Genomic DNA, 20,166 nt, shown 5'->3' with positions numbered 1-20,166 from the left:
ACAAGGCCTTCCCAGCCGATCGAATCCGTCACCGCATCCACTTGAACTGGCTCGCAAATCGAGTCAGCCGGATCAGAACCTGAGTCCGTTTCATTGGACAAGACCCTGTTTTCGTGGCGACTTTGACCCGTTCAAGTGCCGGATCCGGTGGTTCAGAGACTGAGTCAGCGGCTTGAGACGATGAATCCGGCCGGCGGGCGGACAACCGGCCCGCTTAGCGGTCGCGGAAGCGGTTGGTGATGGGGTAGCGGCGGTCGCGGCCGAAATTGCGGCGGGTGATCTTGACGCCGGGAGGGGCCTGGCGGCGCTTGTACTCGGCGATGTAAAGCAGGTGCTCGACGCGCTGGATTGTGGCGCGGTCGTAGCCCCTGGCCTCGATCTCGGCCACGGACAGCTCGTTCTCGACAAGGCCCTCAAGGATGGCATCGAGCACGTCATAGGGCGGCAGGCTGTCCTGGTCGGTCTGGTTCTCGCGCAGCTCCGCCGAGGGCGCCTTGGTGATGACGGCGGCGGGAACGACCTCGCTGGCCGGGCCCTTCAGGCTGTCCGGGCGGTTCAGGTTGCGCCAGGCGGCCAGACGGTAGACCTCGGTCTTGTAGAGATCCTTGATCGGATTGTAGCCGCCGTTCATGTCGCCGTAGAGCGTGGCGTAGCCGACCGACATTTCCGACTTGTTGCCGGTGGTCAGCACCATGGCGCCGAACTTGTTGGACACAGCCATGAGAATGACGCCGCGGCTGCGCGACTGCAGGTTTTCTTCCGTGATGTCCGGGGCGCGGCCGGCAAAGAGCGGGGCGAGAACCTCGCTGAAGCCGGTCATCGGCGCCTCGATCGGGACGATGTCGTAGCGCAGGCCGAGCGCATCGGCGCTGGCCTTGGCATCGCGCAGGCTGTCGGTCGAGGTGTAGCGGTAGGGCATCATGATGCCATGCACACGGTCAGCGCCCAGCGCATCGACGGCCATGGCGGCACAGACGGCCGAATCGATGCCGCCGGACAGGCCGAGCACGACACCGGGGAACCGGTTCTTGTCGACATAGTCGCGCAGACCCTGGACACAGGCGAGCCAGTTGGCTTCCTCGCGGGCCGGCAGCGGATGAACGGGACCGGAGACGCAGCGAAGCGTCCCCTCCCCGTCCCGCTCCCAGTCGGTGACGGAGATCAGGCTTGCGAACTGCGGCAGCTGGAAGGCGAGGCTGCGGTCGGCGTTGAGGGCAAAGGAGGCGCCGTCGAAGACCAGCTCGTCCTGGCCGCCGAACTGGTTGCAATAGACCAGCGGCAGGCCGCTCTCGACCACGCGGGCGACCATGACCTGCAGCCGCTCTTCCGCCTTGCCGGCCCAGTAGGGCGAGGCATTGGGGATCAGCAGGATCTCGGCGCCGGTTTCGGTCAGGCACTCGATGACCTCGTCGGCCCAGGCGTCTTCGCAGATCGGCAGGCCGAGGCGCAGGCCGCGGAACTCGACCGGCCCCGGCAGCGGCCCCGGGGTGAAGACGCGCTTCTCGTCAAAGACGCCGTAATTGGGCAGGTCGACCTTGTGCCGGACAGCGGCGATGCGCCCGCCATCGAGCAGGGCGACGGAATTGTGCACGCCCTCACCGTCGGACCAGGGCAGGCCGACAAGAACGGCCGGGCCGCCGTCGGCGGTGTCCTTGGCCAGATCCTCGGCCGCCTCGCGGCAGGCGCGGACGAAGGCGGGCTTCAGCACCAGATCCTCGGTCGGATAGCCGGCGAGGAACAGCTCTGACAGAAGCAGGAGATGCGCCCCGCTGGCGGCCGCCTCAGCGCGCGCGGCGCGGACGAGGGCAGCGTTGCCCTTGATGTCGCCCACGACGGGATTGAGCTGGGCAGTGGCGAGGCGAAGGCGGGAGGCGGAGGCAAGGGAGGCGTCGGTCATGGGCAAATCAGTACCGCACCGGCCGCAAGCTGGCAATCAGCGCCAGCGGGTCTGGTATCTTCGGCCTGGGCCTCAGAGGAAGGCAAGGCCCATGGCATCGTCGACCGGGAGCGGACGCGCGGAGGGCTGGGACAGGTCGATGATCTCGGTCGGCTTTGCACGGCGTTGCGGTGCACGCTGCGGCGCGCGCTGCCCTGGCAGGCTGAGCGAACCACGGCTGCGGCCATGGAGATCCTGCTGCACCAGCGCGGTCTCGATCCGGTTCAGGAGAACCGCTGGAGCGACCGGTTTGGCGACAAAGCCATGAATGCCGATCCGGATTGCTTCCAGGACGACAGGCTTGCGGGCATGGGCGGTGACGATGACCACCGGCGTCGTTGCAAGGGTCTTGTCCTTGTCGCCTCGCAGCAGCTTCAGGAAATCCGCGCCGGAGACCGGGGTCATGGCCCAGTCACAGATGATGAGGTCCGGTCGGCGGTCGATCAGGATCTCGAGACCGTCGGCACCATCGCCCGCGTCGAAGATTCGCCGGGCGCCAAAGCCGGCCATGATCGAGCGCAGAATCTGGCGCATGTGCATGTTGTCGTCGAGAATCAGGAACGACAGATTGCTGAGGTCTATCCGCGTGCGCATGTCACCCTCCCGAGGTGTTGCTGCGGTGTCCTATGCGATCTTCCGTTAAGGCAGTCTTACGATCCATACTGTTGGAAATATCAATCGCAAAAAACGGCTGCCTTTTGTGAAAAATAGGGAAAACTGCCTATCTAACGCCGCGATATCAGAGCATTGCCCTGTGACATGTGGCGAGTGGGGAGAATGGCCAGCGCACCGAACATCGGCCCTCGCGGGCCCATGAGCCGGGTCCAGACTCCATGACCGGAGCACGCCGCGGGGCAGGAACAGATGTCGCCTGACAGGGCCGCCTTAACGGGAAATTTGCCAATCTTCCGTATGGGAAATTAATTAGGGTGACTTATCCTCCCCGAACAGAAAAATGCAGCCCCTGACGGGACACCACGTCCCGCGAGCGGAGACCGCCTGCCAGTGCCGACGACGAACGCGAGAGACATGGCCTTGACGCAGAAGCGGTCGGGTTGGAGCCTGACACGGCAGGTCTATCTGCTGGCCGCAGTGCTCATCGCGTTGGCGACACTCTCGCTCGTGTTTGTCGGCTACATCGCTTCGCGTGCGGCCGACGAGCAAGCCCAGCGCAACGAGCTGCGCCTGCTGGAAAACGCGCTCAATGACCGCAGCATGCTGATTGCCCGCGACCAGTTCACCCTGGCGCGCTGGAACCGTTCGGTCGAAAACATCTCGATCCGCTTCAATTCGGGCTTTGTGCGCTACGAGTTCCTGGATTCGCTCTGGTATGATTTCGGTCACGAACAGACCTTCCTGATCGATCCGGGCGGGATCCTGCTCGCCGAATCCAGCGCTGGCGAGGCGAGCTTCAGGCGCAAGCCGCTGCCGGCCTCCTCTCCCCTCATGCAGATCGCGCAGGCCACCACGCGTCGCCATGCCGAAAAGGGCGCGGCGCTGGATGCGCCAGGTACGCTGGCTGCAACCCGCGTCGAGGAGAGCGCAGTCTTTTCCTTTGCGGAGGTGAATGGCGTCGTATCGCTGCTGGTCGCCATGCCGATCGTGCCGGATGACGACGAGGTTTCGCTGCCCAATGGCCCGCCGGTCATCCTGGTGTCCTCCAAGGCACTGGACGAGGCGTTTGTGGCCGACATCAATTCGCAGCTGTCGTTCGGAGACCTGCGGTTTGTCCGCGAGACACGGCTGACGACCGGCTTGACCAATCTTCCGGTGACCGCCGCCGATGGCAGCCAGCTTGGCAAGTTTCAGTGGGTCAGTGAGACGCCTGGGCAGCATGTCTGGCAGATGATCATTCCGGCCATCGTGTTCCTGGGCGGCGTCATTGCGGTGTCGGCGCTGGTGATCGCCTGGAAGATCAGCGGACTGACGAAGGCGCTGGAAGAGCGGGAGCGCGAAGCCAACCACCTTGCCCAGCATGACATTCTCACCGGTCTTGCCAACCGGCTGCAGATCAGCGCGGCACTGGAGGCTGCTGTGGCGGGGTTACCGGCCAAGCCCTTTGCCATCATCAGCTGCGATCTCGACCGGTTCAAGGCGATCAACGACAACTTCGGCCACGGTGCCGGCGATGAGGTGCTGCGGCAAGTGGCCCGGCGCCTGGAGGATGCTGTTGGGCAGCAAGGGCTGGTGGGGCGCCTGGGTGGTGACGAGTTCATCGTGCTGGTGACGGCAGGCCATGATCGCAAGCAGCTGACCCGGCTGGCGCAGCAGATCCTGTTGACCGTGCCCGCCCCAATTGCCTTGACGCGGACAACATCCGCCCATTTCGGTGTCTCGCTTGGCATTGCCATGGCGCAAACGGCTGGCACCGACAGCGAAGTGCTTCTGGCGGCTGCCGATGCCGCGCTCTACGCTGCAAAATCCCGGCGGGTCGGCTCCTTTGTCTTTGCCGGCGACCCGGATGTCGAAGGACTGAAGAGCGTCGCCGAAAAGGCGCAGTCTGCAGGAGACATGGCAAAGGCGGAGGCACTCAGGCCCGACCCGTCCGGTCGCCGCCGCGGTCCGTCGGTCCATGTCGGCTGACGGCACACGTCGGCGGATCCTGCTGGCACTGGGAGCGTTCGCCGCAAGCCAGGCCATACCGTTGCGGACATACGGAGCGGCCCGCCGGCACGTCCTGGTGCTGGGAGCCGGGATGGCTGGTCTTTCAGCGGCGCGCCATCTGGCTGACGCGGGTCAGTCCGTCACCGTGCTGGAGGCGCGGCCCCGGATCGGCGGGCGCATCGAGACCGACCGCAGCGCCGGGTTTGCCGTCGAGCGTGGCGCGGGGTGGATCCATGGAACGCAGGGAAATCCGCTGATCGACATGACCCGGCGCGCAGGCCTGTCCTTGCGTGCAACATCCTATGATCGGGGAATGAGCCTGGCACTGGACGCCACGGGGATGAAAATTCCCCCGGCGCGGCTGGAGGCAGCTGATGCCCAACTTATGGATCTGCTGCGGCAGGTCGATGCACAGAGTGACAGTCCGGCGCGGCAATCGCTGGCCGCTGCGCTGGTCCGGATCTCTCATGGTGGTGTCCTGCCCCCACTGGTTGCCGCATTGTTACGTCTGGAAATCACGGGAGACCTTGGCGCTGACCCGGAGGATCTGGACGCCGGCAGCTTTGATGATGACGCGGCGCTGGACGGCGGCGATCACTGGATCGTGGAGGGCTACGACAGGATCCCTGCCCTGCTGGCGCGCGGTCTCGATATCCGGCTGGATGAAGCGGTGGTCAGCGTCGAGGAGCGGGCGGATGGCCTGCGTGTGACGACAAACAGGGCGACGCATGAGGCCGATCAGGTGGTCGTGGCCCTGCCGCTCGGCGTTCTCAAGTCGGGCGACATCGTCCTGCCCGAGGCTGCTCTTGGACGGCGGCGTCAGGCCATGGAGCGGATCGGCGTTGGCACGCTGTTCAAGCTGGCCGTTCCCGTAACCGGAGCATTGCCGGCGGTGGACGTCATCCTTCCTGCCGATCCGGCGCTTGCGCCGTGGACGGCACTCTATCCGCTCAGGCAGGCTCCCTGGCCAGCTCTCATGCTTGTGGCGGGGGGCAAGGGCGGGCGGGCGCTGGAGCAGACATCGATGGAAAGCGCGATGGCCGCCGCCGACGCCCTGCTGGCACGGTTGCAACTGCCGCGCATTGACCGAAAGCGGAACTGGCAGATGGCGTCGGACTGGAGTCGCGATCCGTTTGCCCGTGGCTCCTACTCGTTCCCGCTCACAGGAGGCGGAGCGAAGGACTTTGAGCTGCTGGCAAAGCCGCAGGGAAAGCGGCTGTTCTTCGCCGGAGAACATTGCCTCTTTGCGCATCACGCCACCGTACACGGGGCATGGATGAGCGGAGAAGCGGCGGCACGGGACGTGCTGGCCACCTGAAGTCAGCCAGAGGCCCCGCGCCGGGCGGGCAGTGCGTTGACCGGATGCGAGCCGATCAGGCGCTCAGACGTTCGGTCGGCTCGCGCATGGTGACGAGCTCTTCCGCCGCCGTCGGATGAACGGCGATCGTGCGGTCGAAATCCGCCTTGGTCGCGCCCATTTCCAGCGTGATTCCAAGGACCTGAGCCATCTCGCCTGCGTCATGGCCGAGGATATGTACGCCCAGAACCTTGTCGGTGTCCGCGTCGACGATCAGCTTCATGTGCATCTTCTCGTCACGGCCGGACAGGGTGTGACGCATCGGTCGGAAGCTGGTCTTGTAGATATCGAGATTGCCCGTCCGCTTCAGCGCATCTTCCTGCGAAAGCCCCACGGTGCCGAGTTCCGGCTGGGAGAAGACGGCGGTGGCGATCAGGCTGTGGTCGACCGTCCAGGGCTTGTTGCCGAACACCGTGTCGGCAAAGGCATGGCCCTCGCGAATGGCAACCGGGGTGAGATTGGCCCGGTCGGTGACGTCGCCAACGGCGTAGATCGAAGGGACCGAAGTCCGGGAGTCCGCACCGACCTGGATGGCGCCGGCGTCGGTGACCGCAACGCCAGCCTTCTCCAGACCAAGCCCGGCGATGTTGGGCCGGCGGCCGATGGCGAACAGGATCTGGTCGGCCTGAAGCACCTCACCCTTGCGGGTCTTGCCGGTGAGCGTACCGTCTTCGGCCTTCTCGATGGCGGCAAAGGTGTCGTTGGTCAGGACACGGATGCCCTTCTTCTCCATTTCCTCGTGCAGGGCCTTGCGCATGTCGCCGTCAAAGCCGCGCAGGATTTCATCACCGCGATAGATCAGCGTCGTCTCGGCGCCAAGGCCGTTGAAGATGCCGGCAAACTCGACAGCGATGTAGCCACCGCCCGCCACCACCACGCGCTTGGGCAGTTCGGGAAGGTGGAAAGCCTCATTCGAGGTGATGACGTGTTCACCGCCGGGAAGTTCCGGATCGACGTTCGGGGTGGCCCCGGTGGCAATCAGAATGTAGCGGGCTGAGATCAGACGATCATTGGCGAGAAGACGGACCGTGTTCGGGCCTTCCAGCACCGCGCGGCTGTCGAACAGCTCGACGCCGGTGCGCTCGAGATTGCGCCGGTAGATGCCCTCGAGGCGGGCGATTTCCTTGTCCTTGCCGGCGATCAGGCGTGACCAGTCGAAGCTGTGCTCGCCAACACTCCAGCCGAAGCCCTCCGCATCCTCGAACTCTTCGGAAAAGCGTGACGCATAGACAAACAGCTTCTTGGGCACGCATCCGCGGATCACGCAGGTGCCGCCATAGCGGTATTCCTCCGCAATGCCGACGCGTGCGCCATGGGTAGCGGCGATGCGGGCCGCGCGGACACCGCCGGAGCCGCCGCCGATGACAAAGAGATCAAAATCGAATTCGCTCATGACTGTGTCCTGACCTGTCGTGTCCCTGATGTTGTCCGACCGGCGTCCGCATTCAAGCCTGCCAATGAAAACGGCCCCGAAAACCGGGGCCGCTGCAGCTGAAGGAGCCGGATTACGGCTTGACCAGACCGCGCTTTTCCAGCTCGGTGCGGACGGCGCTCACCATCTCCATCGACAGCTGGTCCTGCCACTGCTGAGCCGCGCCAATGGACAGGGCGGTCAGTTCGGGGCCGAACTGGGTCAGCTTCTTGCCGATCGGGCTTTCGTAGAAGTCACCGATCTGGGTCAGCTCTTCCTGGGTCAGGCGGCGCGCCCAGACTTCGAAGACCATCTTGTTCAGCTCAGGACGACGATCGATCAGCTTCAGAGCGACATCGGTCGTCACTTCCTCAATGACCGGCGTCACGGACGGGTCAGACTGGATGAAGACGGTCTTGGTCTGCTCGGCAAGGATCGGAATGATCTCGTCGAAGCTCTGCAGGGCACCGGCTGCAATGACGGCGCGGCGGGCGGCGGCCAGATGCGCTTCGGTCAGTTCCTGGGCGCTGGCCATCGGCATGGTCAGGCCACCAGCGATGAGTGCCGCTGCCAGCATCGGCAGGGCCTTGAAGGTGGGGATCAGTTTCATCGTCAAACTCCAATGCTCAAAAATGACAAGGGTCGGTGGCACATGCGCCCAAGGCTATCCAGCCTGTCAGGCAGCCGTCACCACACGAACACCCTCCGGACCGGCGACATAGGCCTTGCCTGCCAGTCCGATGAAGAGGCCATGTTCCACCACGCCAGGGATCGCGACGAGATCGGCCGCAAGACCGTCCGGATCCGGGATTGCACCCAGCGCAGCATCAAGGATGTAGTGACCACCATCTGTGACGAAAGGATGGTCATTGCCACCGCGCAAGGTCAAGGCGGCTGGCAGCCCGTGACGCGTCAGCACGGTCTCGATGGCCTTGCGGGTGGCGCCAAGACCGAAGGGCACCACCTCGACCGGCAGCGGGAACTTGCCCAGAACCGGAACCAGCTTGGTGTGATCGGCGATCACAATCAGCGTGCCCGAGGCTGCGGCAACGATCTTCTCGCGCAGATGCGCGCCGCCGCCGCCCTTGATGAGGCGCAACTGCGGATCGATCTCGTCGGCGCCATCAATGGTCAGATCGAGAACCGGCAGGTCCTCAAGGGTTGCCAGGCGGATGCCAAGGTCGCGCGCCAGCGCTGCGGTGCGTTCCGAGGTCGGGACACCAATGACATCAAGCCCGTCGGCGACGGCCTTGCCCAGGGCCCGAACGAAGTGTTCGGCCGTCGATCCGGTGCCGATACCGATCTTCATTCCGGAGCGGACCTCCTGCAGGGCAGCCTCGGCCGCCAGACGCTTCCAGTCGTCGCTCATGGTCACCTCATCATCGTGCGATCCGGCCTCAAGCCGGGTGTTGGCGGTGCTTAGCATGCAGGGCCGGACAGGGCAAAGACGATCTGTCCAACGAGGGTGTTCGCTCAAAGTCTCTGCAATCATAAGCTGCTTTTTAACGGTCCATTCAGAACCAGAGGCCAGAATGTAAATCCGAAGTATTTCTCCATCCGGAAACCTGCCAATGTCTTTCCTCTCGAAGCGAAATCGTGCTGCTGGCGACGCAAATGTTGCACCGCAAGGAGCGGCAACCGAGAGTACGAGAGTGGTACAAACGCCGAATGACGAGGATCAGGCCAAGCAGCAGCGGATCGAAGCGGCTCATACTTTCGACGCAATAGAATCTGATCTGCACACCGCTGCGAATGCAATCGGCAAGCAGGCAGAAGATCTACGTCATCAGATTTCGGACCAGTTTGCCGTTCTGGAGGGCATTCGGCGCGACGGGGCAGAACTCCACAGCCAGTCGACCATCGCCACGCAGAACGCCGCCGAACTGGCAGCGTCCATCGGCGAACTCGCCGCTGCGTCCGGCCGGATCAGTTCGCAAGTCCAGCGATCAACGCAGCTTTCAGTTGATGCAATGACCGTAGCCGACGAGGCAAACGCTGGCGTGCTTGACCTCAAAGCCGCGATTGTCGACATCGCCAGCGTCGTGCGGCTGATCTCGGACGTTGCCAAACAGACCAACCTTCTTGCCCTCAACGCCACGATCGAGGCGGCCCGCGCTGGTGAGGCCGGCAAGGGGTTTGCGGTTGTCGCAAGCGAAGTGAAGTCCCTGTCGGTCGAGACGCAGCGCGCGACCGACGTGATCGTCGCCAATATCGACCGGCTGCAGGCCTCGGCGGAGACCAGCATCAACTCGGTGAGCCGGATCATCGACATGATCGGCGAATTGCGCCCGACCTTTGCCGATGTTGAGCTTGCCGTCAGCGAGCAGCTTGGCGCCACCAACCAGATCAACGCCCGCGCTGACGAAACCGCACGCTTCGTGCAGCAGGTTGCTGCGCGCGTCGAGGCGATCGAAAGCGCAACGGCCGTTGCCGAAGAGAGCGGCGCACAGGCCATGGAGGCCGCGGGCAAAATGGCTGCGGCGGCCGCAGCGCTCGGTCCGCGCTTCACCATGATGATCAGGCAAAGCTCGATCGGCGACCGCCGTGTGGAAGACCGGCTTCCGGCACGCATCAACGGACGGCTTCTGCTGCGCGGTGAGACGTTCCGGATCGAAACACGCGACATTTCTCATGCCGGCGTTCTTTTGAAGCCGGAAGGACTGGACAGGGTTCCGCACCCTGCTGATGGCGTTCTGGCCCTGGACGGGATTGGCGATATCTCCCTGCGGGTGGTCAACCGCTCCGACAATGGTCTGCATTGCCAATTCATCAAGATGGACGAGGCCACATCAGATGCCCTCGACAAACGGATCATCCGGCTGCAGGCCGACTATTCCAATGCTGTCCAGAAGGCCAAGGACGGCGCGGCCAAGATCAGTGCAGCCCTGCAAGAGCTCCTCGACACGCGCAAGCTGACCCAGAGCGACCTGTTCGATACGAAGTACAAGCCAATCGCCGGCACCAACCCGGTCCAGTTCGAGACACGATTCCTGTCGCGACTTGAGGAGGTCCTGCCGGGGATCCTTGAACCGATCCTTGCCAGCGAACCGACGATGGCGTTCTGCGCGGCGGTCGACCGCAACGGCTATCTTCCGGTCCACAACAAGGTCTACTCCAAGCCGCAGAAGGCCGATGACCCGACGTGGAACGCCGCGAACTGCCGCAACCGGCGCATCTTCGACGATCGCGCCGGCCTCAGCGCCGCGCGCAGCTCCCGTCCGGTCCTGATCCAGACCTATGCCCGCGACATGGGCAACGGTACGGTGGTGTGGATGCAGGAGGTTGACGTTCCGATCGTGGTTGCCGGCAAGCACTGGGGTGGCTTCCGGACAGCTTACAAGCTCTAACTAAGACAATTTATCAAGCTTGCAGGCAGGAATAGCCTCGCCTATTGCTCGCAGTACGATCCAGAAGGAGAGAGCTGTGACCGTTATCGTACTCGACCTTGACGGCACGCTGGTCGACACCGCCGGCGATCTTGTCGGGGCGCTCAATGCAACGATGCTGCTGCATGGCCATCAACCGGTCGACGAAGCGATCGCGCGGCCGCACGCCGGTTTCGGCGCGCTGCCCCTGTTGCGGCTCGGACTGGAGCAAAATGGCATTGTGCCGGACGAGGCTGTGCTGACGGCCATGCGGCCGGTGTTCCTCGATCACTATGCCCGCAACATTTCGCTGGTGAGCCGGCCCTACCCGGGCGCGGTCGAAGCACTCGAGGCGCTGCGCGGCGACGGCTGGCGCCTCGCGATCTGCACCAACAAGGCCGAGGCACTGGCGCGCCAGCTTCTGGATGAGCTGAACCTCACTCCCCTGTTCGGCGCCATCATCGGCGGCGACACCTATGCGCGGCCAAAGCCGGACTCCCGTCCTGTTCTGGGCGCCATCCGCCGTGCTGGCGGGGAACCGGTCGGCTCGGTGATGGTTGGCGATACGGCGACCGACATTGCCGCTGCCCGCGCGGCTAGCCTGCCCGTTGTCGCCGTCGACTTCGGCTACGCCAATGTCCCGGTGCGCGATCTGGGACCGGACAAGGTGATTTCGCATTTCCGCGAACTGCCAGCCGCGTTGGAAGCACTGCAATCGAGCGCGAAGGCCGCCGAGTAGTACCGGCCTTCCATTTCACGTGATGTGGACAATCCACAGGCACAGGCAGCCAAAGGGGCGAGGCAGCTTCAGAACACAAGTGGCTGAAGCGTGCGGACTGCCGGCTCATACGACGGCGTCTCCCGTGGCCTCGTCACGGCGGTCCGCGCGAAATGACAGAAAAATGTCTGCCGCCCTGTTGCACCTCCCCTCGAAATCGCCTAAAAGCCCGCCACCAGCCCAAGCGGCGCGGGCGATTAGCTCAGCGGGAGAGCGTTCCGTTCACACCGGAAAGGTCGCAGGTTCAATCCCTGCATCGCCCACCATCCCCTTGAAATCACCTTACTGGTTATGGACGGTCGCTTCCGGATATCGCCGTGGCGTTCGGCGCCTGGGCCGCGTACGGGTTTTTCCTTAACAATCATGGTTAAGTGTGGAGCAAGTCGGGTTGCGATTCAGACGATATCTCCTTCATAGTTTCAATGGGCATTGGTATTTTTTTCAATAGTAAAACAGTCTATAATCATTAGGTGGCATCGCCTTTTTTTACAATCGACTGCCAATATATTGACCAAACCACACAAGATTGCTGGCCATTTTCAAAATAAAATCTCTAATTTGCCGCCTCCCGCATCAAGTTAATTTCTTTTTAATTTGGTAAACGCAGGATTCCTATACGGCACAAAGACCGAGGGACACGATGCACACTCACTCATCCTCAGCTGACGTAGTTGCTCGCCTGCGTTTCGCACGGATTGATCAGGACACCCAGAAGACATTGCAGGAGCTGTGGCCTGTAGTGGCAGGTGCCCTGCCAGCCGTCCTTGATGGATTTTATAGACATGTAAAATCATTTCCGGCGATGGCCCAACTGATCGGGTCACGTGATAGCCAGCTGAAGAAGGCGCAGGAGACCCATTGGGCGCGACTTTTTTCGGGCAATTTTGACCAGGCTTATGTGGACAGCATCGACCGCATCGGCCGCGCGCATGTGCGCATCGGCCTTGAGCCAAAGTGGTACATTGCCGGCTATCAGTACGTGCTCAACGAGCTCATCGGGCTCATTCAGAAGCGCAACCGCTTTTCGACCTCACGCGCCAACCGCCAGCTTGTTGCCCTCAACAAGGCCGTGATGATGGACCTCGATTTCGCGATCTCCACCTATCAGGAGGTCCTGATGGAGCAGCGCCAGGAACAGGCGCGGCAGATCGGCTCGGCCATCGATAGCTTCAAGCGCAAGGTCGAGACCTCCATGGCGACGGTCGACCAGAGTGCTGCGAAGGTGACGGCGCAGGCAACAGACCTCTCGTCCCAGTCGGCAGTAGCGATGCAGGAAGCGCTGTCCGCTTCCTCCGCTTCCGAGCAGACAACGGCCAGCATCCAGACGATTGCGGCAGCAACGGAACAGCTGTCGAGCTCGATCACCGAGATCTCCCGTCAGATCACGGGTGCATCTGATGTTGCCCGGCGCGCCAATGATGAAACCAACCGGACCTCGACCGAGGTCAGCAAGCTGTCGGACGCCGCCCAGAAGATCGGTGATGTCATCAACCTGATTCAGGCTGTCGCCGAACAGACAAACTTGCTCGCCCTGAACGCAACTATCGAGGCCGCCCGGGCAGGTGAAGCGGGGCGCGGCTTCGCTGTTGTCGCGGCAGAAGTGAAGGAACTCGCCAACCAGACGTCAAAGGCGACGGAAGAGATCGCTTCGCAGATCGCCGCGATCCAGGGGGCGACACAGAATGCCGTGAAGTCGATCAACGCAATCTCGGAAACCGTCAGGTCGGTCGACAACATGACAGCATCGATTGCCGCAGCCGTCGAACAGCAGGGGGCGGCCACGCGCGATATTTCGGCCAACATCCAGAGCGCCGCGACTGGATCAACGACACTCTCCGGAAATGTGACGAGGGTCAGCACGACGATCAATGCTGCTGGTGCGGTTGCCCGCGACTTCCTTGTTTCTGCCGACGATCTGAAAGCCTGTTCAGCGAAGATCGCCGAGGACGTTCGCGATTTCTTCATGGAGCTTCGCACCGGTCCGCTGGACCGCCGGAAGGGCCAAGATCCCTCTTACTCCGGGCCGGAGCGGCGGACGGCCGGGCAGGCTGGCCAACAAGCAGGTCACCGGGCGGCCTGACGGGCGGATGCAGTGTCCGGCAGCAACGGCACCAACGGGCAGGCATTTCTTGGTAAGATCAGCATGACTGATTCCTCGCACCAACCTGCCCGGAGCCCGCATGAACGTGAAGTCGGCCGCCGCCGGAACCCTTGAAACCTTGCGCAAGGCGCTCGCCTTGCAACAGGCGGGCGAGATCGAAAAGGCGCAGCGCCTGTACAAGGCGGTTCTCAAGAAGAACCCGTCGTCGGCTGATGCCAACAACCTGCTCGGCGTGACCTATCGCCAGCTTGGCTTTCCCAAGCGGGCCGTGGAATTCATCCGGAAGGCCATCGCGATCGCCCCGGATCGGGGGGCCTACTACGCCAACCTCGCCCGCGCCCTCTCGGACCTGCCCGAAACCCGGCCGGATGAAATTCTGGTCGTCGCGGACAAGGCGCTGAGCTTTTCGCCGAACCTGCCCGAGGCGCGCAACATGCGCGCCATCTCGCTGACCAAACTGGGGCGCGAGGACGAGGCGGAAGCCGAGCTTCTGAAGCTGATTTCCGATCAGCCGGCCTATGCCGATGCCTATCGAAATTATGGTGTGATCCTGCGTGACCGAGAGGACCACCACAAGGCGCTCGAGTTCTTCGTTGCGGCCGTCCAGCTGGATCCGGGCAATTCGGAGGCCTGGGTGCAGCGGGCACGAGCGCGGTTCGAACTGGAGCAGTTCAGCGAAAGCGAACCGGAGTTGCTGGCAGCGCACAAGCTGTTCCCCGAAAACAGCGACATCAGCCACGAACTCGCCAGGCTGTACTTCAAGTCGGGCGATGCCCACCTCGGCCTGCCCTTCGCGGAAGCGGCGGTGGCCGCCCAGCCGAACAACCCGGGGCGGCTTGTTACCCTCGGCGTCATCTATCAGGCCATGCGCCGCTCCAAAGAGGCCATCGACGCGCTGGCCAAGGCCCGCGCCAACTGGGCGGAAGACATTCCGACGGCAGAATGGAACATGTCGCTGGCCTATCTCGGCCTCGGCAATCTGGAGCTCGGCTGGAAGCTGGCCAAGGCGCGATTCCGGACCGGCCTGTCCTCGACCCTGTGCCGGAAGTTCGAGAAGCCGGAATGGGACGGCTCCGACCTGACCGGCAAGACCATCATGCTGTGGAACGATCAGGGCGTCGGCGATGCCATACGCAGCGGCACCATGGTGCCGGAGATCATCGCGCGCGCCGGGCATGTGATCATCGAGCTGAGCCAGAAACTGCTCGCGCCCTTCGAACGCAGTTTCCCGGAGGCGACCGTCCGGCTGGCCACATTCGAAGCGATCACGCTGAATGCGACGCAGCATGACTATGACTACCAGATCTGCTTGTCGGATCTGGCGCATTTCCTGCGCCCGACGTTCGAGGACTTCAAGAAGGCCCAACATCCGGTCTACCGGATTGATGTGGAGCGGGCGCGGGAGTTCCATGCGCGGATCCCTGATGCACGGCAGAAGCCGGTCGTCGGCGTCTCCTGGCGCTCGCGCAACCTGGCTCCGGCGCGCGCGAAGAGCTATCTCTCCGTTCCGGAGTTTTCGCCCATCGTCGAGACGCCGGGCATTACCTTCGTCAATCTGCAGTACATCTCCATCGAAAAGGAGCTGGATTTCCTGATCAAGGGACGGGGCGCGAACTTCCTTCCCTTCGAGGATGTCGACCAGTTCAACAACCTCGTGGATGCGGCCGCGCTCGCCAGCTGCTGCGACCTGATCATCACCGCCAACACCAGCGTGTCCGACCTCGCGGGCAGCCATGCCCTGCCCTGCTGGGCCTTTGGTCAGGACCAACCACACTTCCTGTTCGGGCTGGAAGTCTCGCCCTGGTATCCGCATTTCAGCTATACGGTGGTTCCGCAGGGCGAACCCGTTGTGAGCCTCGTTCCCGAACTGGTGCAACGGCTGGAGGCCTGGCGGGATACCGAATGGAATCCGGCAACGCGCCTGGCAAGGCTCGGGCTCTGACCATGGCCCATGCCTCCTCTGCAGATCCGACAGGCCGCGTGTTCGCCATCATTCCGGCACGCGCCGGCTCGAAGGGGCTTCCAGGCAAGAATGTTGCCCTGCTCGCCGGCAAACCGCTGTACCAGCACAGCATCGACGCGGCGCTTGCGGCCAGCATAACGGACATCCATGTCACAACCGACATGGCCGAGATCCTCGATAGCCCGATGCCGGACGGGGTGACGGTGCATCAGCGCCCTGAGCATCTTGCCCGCGACGATACGCCGATGGCGGCAGTACTGCTGGACCTCCTGCCCAGAGCCGGGCTGACCGAAGGCACGCTGGTGCTGCTTCAGCCGACCTCACCACTGCGACGGCCGGAGACGATCCGCCAAGGATTGCAGCTCTATGCGAACTCAGGGGCCTCGATGGTCATGAGCGTGTCGCTGGCCGAGCGCGGCGTGCTGAAGTGGGGCCTTCTTGATGGTCAGCGCTTCGTGCCGCTGGTGAAGCCGGAGTATTGCTTCGCAAACCGACAGAGCCTGCCGGATGTCGTGCGGCCCAACGGGGCGCTCTATGTCTTTGATGCCGGGCGGTTCCTGACCGAAGGCGATTACTCCGTCGAGGCCATCCACGTGCTTCCCATCCCTGAGGACGAGGCGCAAGATATCGATACGGCTGCCGATCTCGCCCGCTGCAGCGAAATCCTAAGCCACAACGGGAAGACCGAGACATGACCGGCATGAAGATTGCCCACCGGGAGATCGGCCCTCAGCATCCCCCGCTCGTCATTGCCGAAATCGGCATCAATCACGGCGGCAGCCTGGATGTGGCCAAGGCGATGGTGCAGGCCGCAGCGCTGAGCGGCTGCGAGATGGTGAAGCACCAGACTCATTTTGTCGAAGACGAGATGACGGAGGAAGCCAAGAGCATCTTCCCGCCCAATGCCGATGTGTCGATCTTTGAAGTGATGCGCCGCTGCGCGCTGCCGCCGGAAGCGGAAAAGGAACTGAAGGCCTATGCCGAGAGCCTTGGCGTCATCTACATCTCGACGCCCTTCTCCCGCGCCGCTGCCGATTTTCTTGCCTCCATCGACGTGCCGGCCTTCAAGATCGGCAGTGGCGAATGCGATCACCTGCCGCTGATCCGGCATATCGCCCGCTTCGGCAAGCCGGTCATCATGAGCACGGGCATGCAGACGCTGGAGAGCATCCGGCCCTCGGTCGACATTCTGGACAAGGCAGCCATCAGCTACGCGCTGCTGGAATGCACCAACCTCTATCCCTCACCGCCCGAGATCGTGTCACTGAAAGGCGTGAAGGATCTGATCGCCGCCTTCCCGCGCGCCGTCGTCGGCTTTTCCGATCACAGCATTGGTCCCGAGATGGCTCTGGCCTCGGTTGCGCTGGGAGCCTCGATCCTCGAGCGGCATTTCACCGACACGCGCTATCGCAAGGGGCCCGACATTTCCTGTTCGATGGATCCGGCGGAACTGCGCTTCCTCATCGACCGCTCGCGCGAGATCCACACGGCGCTCCATAACGAAAAGCAGCGCACTGCGCCGGAAGAAGACGTCTACCGTTTTGCCCGCGGCTCGGTGGTCGCCGACCGGGATCTGGCCGCAGGACATGTGATCACCGAGGCTGACATCTGGGCGCGGCGGCCTGGCAATGGCGAGATTGCCGTCAGCCAGTTCGATGCGGTCGTCGGCCGGCGGCTGAAGGTCGCGCGGCGGCGCAACGAGCAGCTGCGCTGGAGTGACCTTGACCAATGAGACCGGGGAGCGCCGCATGAGCCGCAAGCTTCTGTTCCTGACCGGAACGCGAGCCGACTTCGGCAAGCTGGAGCCGTTGGCAATTGCTGCGCGTGACGCGGGGCACGAAGTCACGTTCTTTGTGACGGGCATGCACATGCTGCGCCGCTACGGGGCGACGCGCTTTGAAGTGCAGCGGCTGGACGGGGTGCTGACGGCCGAGTTCATCAACCAGCGCATCGGCGATCCGCAGGACATCATTCTGTCCAAGACCATTCTCGGGCTGTCGGACTGGGTGCATGAACACCGGCCCGACCTTGCCATCGTGCATGGCGACCGGATCGAGGCGCTGGCTGGCGCATTGGTCTGCGCGACCAATTACATCCGCTGCGCCCATATCGAGGGCGGCGAGGTGTCCGGCACCATCGACGAGGTCTACCGGCACTGCAACACCAAGCTGTGCACCTATCACTTTGTCAGTTCGGATTCAGCGCGGGCCCGGGTGCTGTCGCTCGGCGAAGATCCGCGCGCGGTCTTCAACATCGGCTCGCCCGAGCTGGACTTTCACCGCGGCCCGTCAGGCGTCAGCCTGGAGGAAGTGCGTCAACGCTATGACATCCATTTCCCGGACTATGGCATTGCCGTGTTTCACCCGGTGACATCGGAACGTGAAAGCATCGGTGCGCAGGCGGCCAATCTGTTTGCTGCCCTGTCCGACAGCGGGCGCTCCTTCGTCGTGATCTCGCCGAACAACGATCCGGGCTCGGAGGACATTTTTGCCGAGATCGAACGGCTCGATCCGACGCGCTTCCGCCATCTGCCGAACATGCGCTTTGCCTATTTTTCGGAACTGATGAAGAATGCTGCGGCGATTGTCGGCAACTCAAGCGCCGGCGTCCGTGAAGCGCCGTTCCTTGGTATTCCCAGCCTCAACATCGGCACGCGGCAGCTTAATCGTTCGGCAGCGCCAACGATCACCGAAGCCTCCGCCTTCGACCGGCCCCGGATCGAAGAGTTTCTCTCGACCCGGTGGGGACAGCGTTTCGAGTCAGACCGCAGTTTCGGGCAAGGGCATTCGGCAGCGCGGTTTGTCGAGATCCTGGCGCAGGATGCGTTCTGGAACGTGCCGCTGCAGAAGCATTTCTACGGCGAGACCTGAACCGGATTACGAGCGAGGACGGTAGGACCATGACAGGGCAAATCGACAATTTGCGCGGGCTCGCGAGGGACAGCGTCTGGGACTACGAGAACGGGTACTACTGGTTTTCCGATCAGACCCGGATCAACAAGCTGCTGGCGCATTATGAATTGTATCAGCGCATCGTCGATCTGCCCGGCGATGTGTTCGAGTTCGGGGTGTTCAAGGGGCTGTCGCTAATCCGTTTTGCGCAATTCCGCGCGCTGCTGGAGACCGAACAGTCCCGCCGGATCGTCGGCTTCGATGCCTTTGGCAAGTTTCCCTCAGAGGGCCTTGAGCGCGCTGCGGACCGAAGCTTTGTGACGCGGTTCGAGGAGGCCGCCGGCGACGGCTTGTCCCGCGATGAGCTGGCCGGACTGCTAAATGCCAAGGGCTTTGGCAACGTGGAGCTTGTCGCGGGCAACGTGTTCGACACCCTGCCCCGCTATCTGGCAAGCCGGCCAGAGCTGCGCCTGTCGCTGCTGCATCTCGACATGGATGTGGCCGAGCCGACGCGCTTCGTTCTGGAACAGCTCTATGACCGTGTCGTGCGCGGTGGGCTCATCGTCATCGATGACTACACGGCGGTCGCTGGTGCCACCGAGGTGATCGACGCGTTTCTGAGCGACAAGCCCCTGCGGCTGCAAAAACTGCCGCATTACCGGGTGCCGGCGTATATCGTCCGGCCCTGATTGAGGCCGGACGACGTCTGTCTGCCGTATGATCTGGTGGCGCAGATATCAGCCGACGAAGGCGCGCTCGACGACGAATTCGGCCGGCTTGTTGTTGGCGCCTTCCGTGAGGCCGAACTGCTCCAGGAGGGCCTTGGTGTCCTTGAGCATTTCCATCGAACCGCAGATCATGCCGCGGTCGATGGCCGGATCGATCGGCGGCACACCGAGGTCGGTGAACAGCTTGCCGCTGGCCATCAGGTCGGTGATGCGGCCCTGGCGCGGGAAGTCCTCGCGGGTGACCGAGGTGTAGTGCACCAGCTTTTCCTGGGCGAGTTCGCCAATGAGCGGATCGTTCTTGGTCGCCTCGACCAGTTCCTCGCCGTAGCGCAGTTCGGCGACTTCACGGCAGGTGTGCGTGAGGATGACCTGGTCGAACTTCTCGTAGGTCTCCGGATCGCGGATGAGGCTGGCGAAAGGGGCAATGCCGGTGCCGGTGGAGAACATGTAGACGCGCTTGCCGGGGGTCAGCGCGTCATTGACCAGCGTGCCGGTCGGCTTCTTCTTCATCAGGATGGCGTTGCCGGGCTGGATCTTTTGCAGATGCGAGGTCAGCGGGCCATCCGGCACCTTGATCGAGAAGAACTCGAGCTCCTCGTCCCAGGACGGGCTGGCGATGGAATAGGCGCGGTACAGCGGCTTGCCGTCGATCAGGAGGCCGATCATGACGAACTCACCGGAGCGGAAGCGGAAGCTCGCCGGCCGCTTGGTGCGGAACTTGAACAGCCGGTCCGTGTAGTGCGTGACCTCGGTGACTTCCTGCACGAAGGCGCTGCCGGCAACGGCGGCTTCAAGGTCGGCGGGGGTCGCAAGAGCGTTCATGTCGGTCCAGTCTCATGTACCGGCGAGAACAGCCAGGCCGGTGGTTCGTGAAGCGTGGCGCTGAGGGCACGGTCCCGCGTCAGCAGGGCAACCGGCCAGCGATTGTGGTGTATCACCTACCACTTTCCGCGCCTTGATATGAAGCAACATGCGACCCGCAAACGGCCGGTTACATGAAAAATTATGCTGCGGCTCCAAAACGGCAGCATT

16 protein-coding genes and 1 tRNA gene are annotated in these 20,166 nt (G+C 63.1%); 11 read left to right on the top strand and 6 right to left on the bottom strand.

Annotated elements, in window-relative coordinates; translation table 11 throughout:
* Positions 1–214: 214 nt before the first annotated feature.
* A complete protein-coding gene (locus tag OVA12_RS22690; RefSeq protein ID WP_268141032.1) occupies positions 215–1,897 on the bottom strand; it encodes an NAD+ synthase in 1,683 nt (560 codons plus the stop codon).
* A gap of 72 nt (positions 1,898–1,969) precedes the next feature.
* The gene (locus OVA12_RS22685; RefSeq protein WP_268141030.1) at positions 1,970–2,530 is read right to left on the bottom strand and encodes a response regulator; all 561 of its coding nucleotides are present in this window, start codon (positions 2,528–2,530) and stop codon (positions 1,970–1,972) included.
* Positions 2,531–2,941: 411 nt separating this feature from the next.
* On the opposite strand from OVA12_RS22685, the gene OVA12_RS22680 reads away from it, so the two are divergent.
* Positions 2,942–4,519: a diguanylate cyclase domain-containing protein gene (locus tag OVA12_RS22680; protein WP_268141028.1), complete on the top strand. Its 1,578-nt coding sequence runs from the start codon at positions 2,942–2,944 to the stop codon at positions 4,517–4,519.
* Positions 4,509–5,858, top strand: a complete 1,350-nt coding sequence (locus tag OVA12_RS22675) for a flavin monoamine oxidase family protein (RefSeq protein WP_268141025.1) — start codon at positions 4,509–4,511, stop codon at positions 5,856–5,858. The genes OVA12_RS22680 and OVA12_RS22675 overlap by 11 nt, the downstream gene beginning before the upstream one ends.
* 55 nt (positions 5,859–5,913) lie before the next feature.
* On the opposite strand, the gene gor is transcribed toward OVA12_RS22675, so the two are convergent.
* The 3 genes from gor to rpiA form a co-directional block, all read right to left on the bottom strand.
* Positions 5,914–7,290, bottom strand: coding sequence for a glutathione-disulfide reductase (gene gor, locus OVA12_RS22670; protein ID WP_268141023.1), 1,377 nt, complete (start codon positions 7,288–7,290; stop codon positions 5,914–5,916).
* A gap of 112 nt (positions 7,291–7,402) precedes the next feature.
* Positions 7,403–7,918, bottom strand: coding sequence for a DUF2059 domain-containing protein (locus OVA12_RS22665; protein ID WP_268141020.1), 516 nt, complete (start codon positions 7,916–7,918; stop codon positions 7,403–7,405).
* A gap of 66 nt (positions 7,919–7,984) precedes the next feature.
* On the bottom strand, positions 7,985–8,677 hold the full coding sequence (gene rpiA, locus OVA12_RS22660) for a ribose-5-phosphate isomerase RpiA (RefSeq protein WP_268141018.1): 693 nt from the start codon (positions 8,675–8,677) through the stop codon (positions 7,985–7,987).
* A 283-nt stretch (positions 8,678–8,960) separates the two neighbouring features.
* On the opposite strand from rpiA, the gene OVA12_RS22655 reads away from it, so the two are divergent.
* The 9 genes from OVA12_RS22655 to OVA12_RS22615 all read left to right on the top strand — a co-directional run bounded on the left by OVA12_RS22655 (position 8,961) and on the right by OVA12_RS22615 (position 19,095).
* The gene (locus OVA12_RS22655; protein ID WP_268141016.1) at positions 8,961–10,655 is read left to right on the top strand and encodes a methyl-accepting chemotaxis protein; all 1,695 of its coding nucleotides are present in this window, start codon (positions 8,961–8,963) and stop codon (positions 10,653–10,655) included.
* A gap of 76 nt (positions 10,656–10,731) precedes the next feature.
* A complete protein-coding gene (locus OVA12_RS22650; protein WP_268141014.1) occupies positions 10,732–11,412 on the top strand; it encodes an HAD-IA family hydrolase in 681 nt (226 codons plus the stop codon).
* Between the two features lie 230 nt (positions 11,413–11,642).
* A tRNA-Val gene (locus tag OVA12_RS22645) sits at positions 11,643–11,717 on the top strand.
* Positions 11,718–12,091: 374 nt separating this feature from the next.
* A complete protein-coding gene (locus OVA12_RS22640; protein ID WP_268141012.1) occupies positions 12,092–13,531 on the top strand; it encodes a globin-coupled sensor protein in 1,440 nt (479 codons plus the stop codon).
* 100 nt (positions 13,532–13,631) lie between these two features.
* A complete protein-coding gene (locus OVA12_RS22635; protein ID WP_268141010.1) occupies positions 13,632–15,494 on the top strand; it encodes a tetratricopeptide repeat protein in 1,863 nt (620 codons plus the stop codon).
* Entirely contained in the window at positions 15,455–16,210 is a 756-nt protein-coding gene (locus OVA12_RS22630) for an acylneuraminate cytidylyltransferase family protein (protein WP_268141008.1), read from the top strand. The genes OVA12_RS22635 and OVA12_RS22630 overlap by 40 nt, the downstream gene beginning before the upstream one ends.
* Positions 16,207–17,247, top strand: coding sequence for an N-acetylneuraminate synthase family protein (locus OVA12_RS22625; protein WP_326493929.1), 1,041 nt, complete (start codon positions 16,207–16,209; stop codon positions 17,245–17,247). Before OVA12_RS22630 ends, OVA12_RS22625 begins: the two co-directional genes overlap by 4 nt.
* Positions 17,248–17,263: 16 nt before the next feature.
* On the top strand, positions 17,264–18,385 hold the full coding sequence (gene neuC / locus OVA12_RS22620) for a UDP-N-acetylglucosamine 2-epimerase (protein ID WP_268141006.1): 1,122 nt from the start codon (positions 17,264–17,266) through the stop codon (positions 18,383–18,385).
* 29 nt (positions 18,386–18,414) lie between these two features.
* Positions 18,415–19,095, top strand: coding sequence for a TylF/MycF/NovP-related O-methyltransferase (locus tag OVA12_RS22615; RefSeq protein ID WP_268141004.1), 681 nt, complete (start codon positions 18,415–18,417; stop codon positions 19,093–19,095).
* A gap of 48 nt (positions 19,096–19,143) precedes the next feature.
* Here the strand turns inward: OVA12_RS22615 and OVA12_RS22610 are convergent, their stop codons facing one another.
* Entirely contained in the window at positions 19,144–19,956 is an 813-nt protein-coding gene (locus tag OVA12_RS22610) for a ferredoxin--NADP reductase (protein WP_106752082.1), read from the bottom strand.
* Positions 19,957–20,166 lie beyond the last annotated feature (210 nt).

The sequence above is a fragment of the Pannonibacter sp. SL95 genome (assembly GCF_026672425.1).
Taxonomy (GTDB): Bacteria; Pseudomonadota; Alphaproteobacteria; order Rhizobiales; family Stappiaceae; genus Pannonibacter.
Note: the sequence above shows the minus strand (reverse complement) of the source record. Positions and strands in the feature narration are given on the sequence as shown.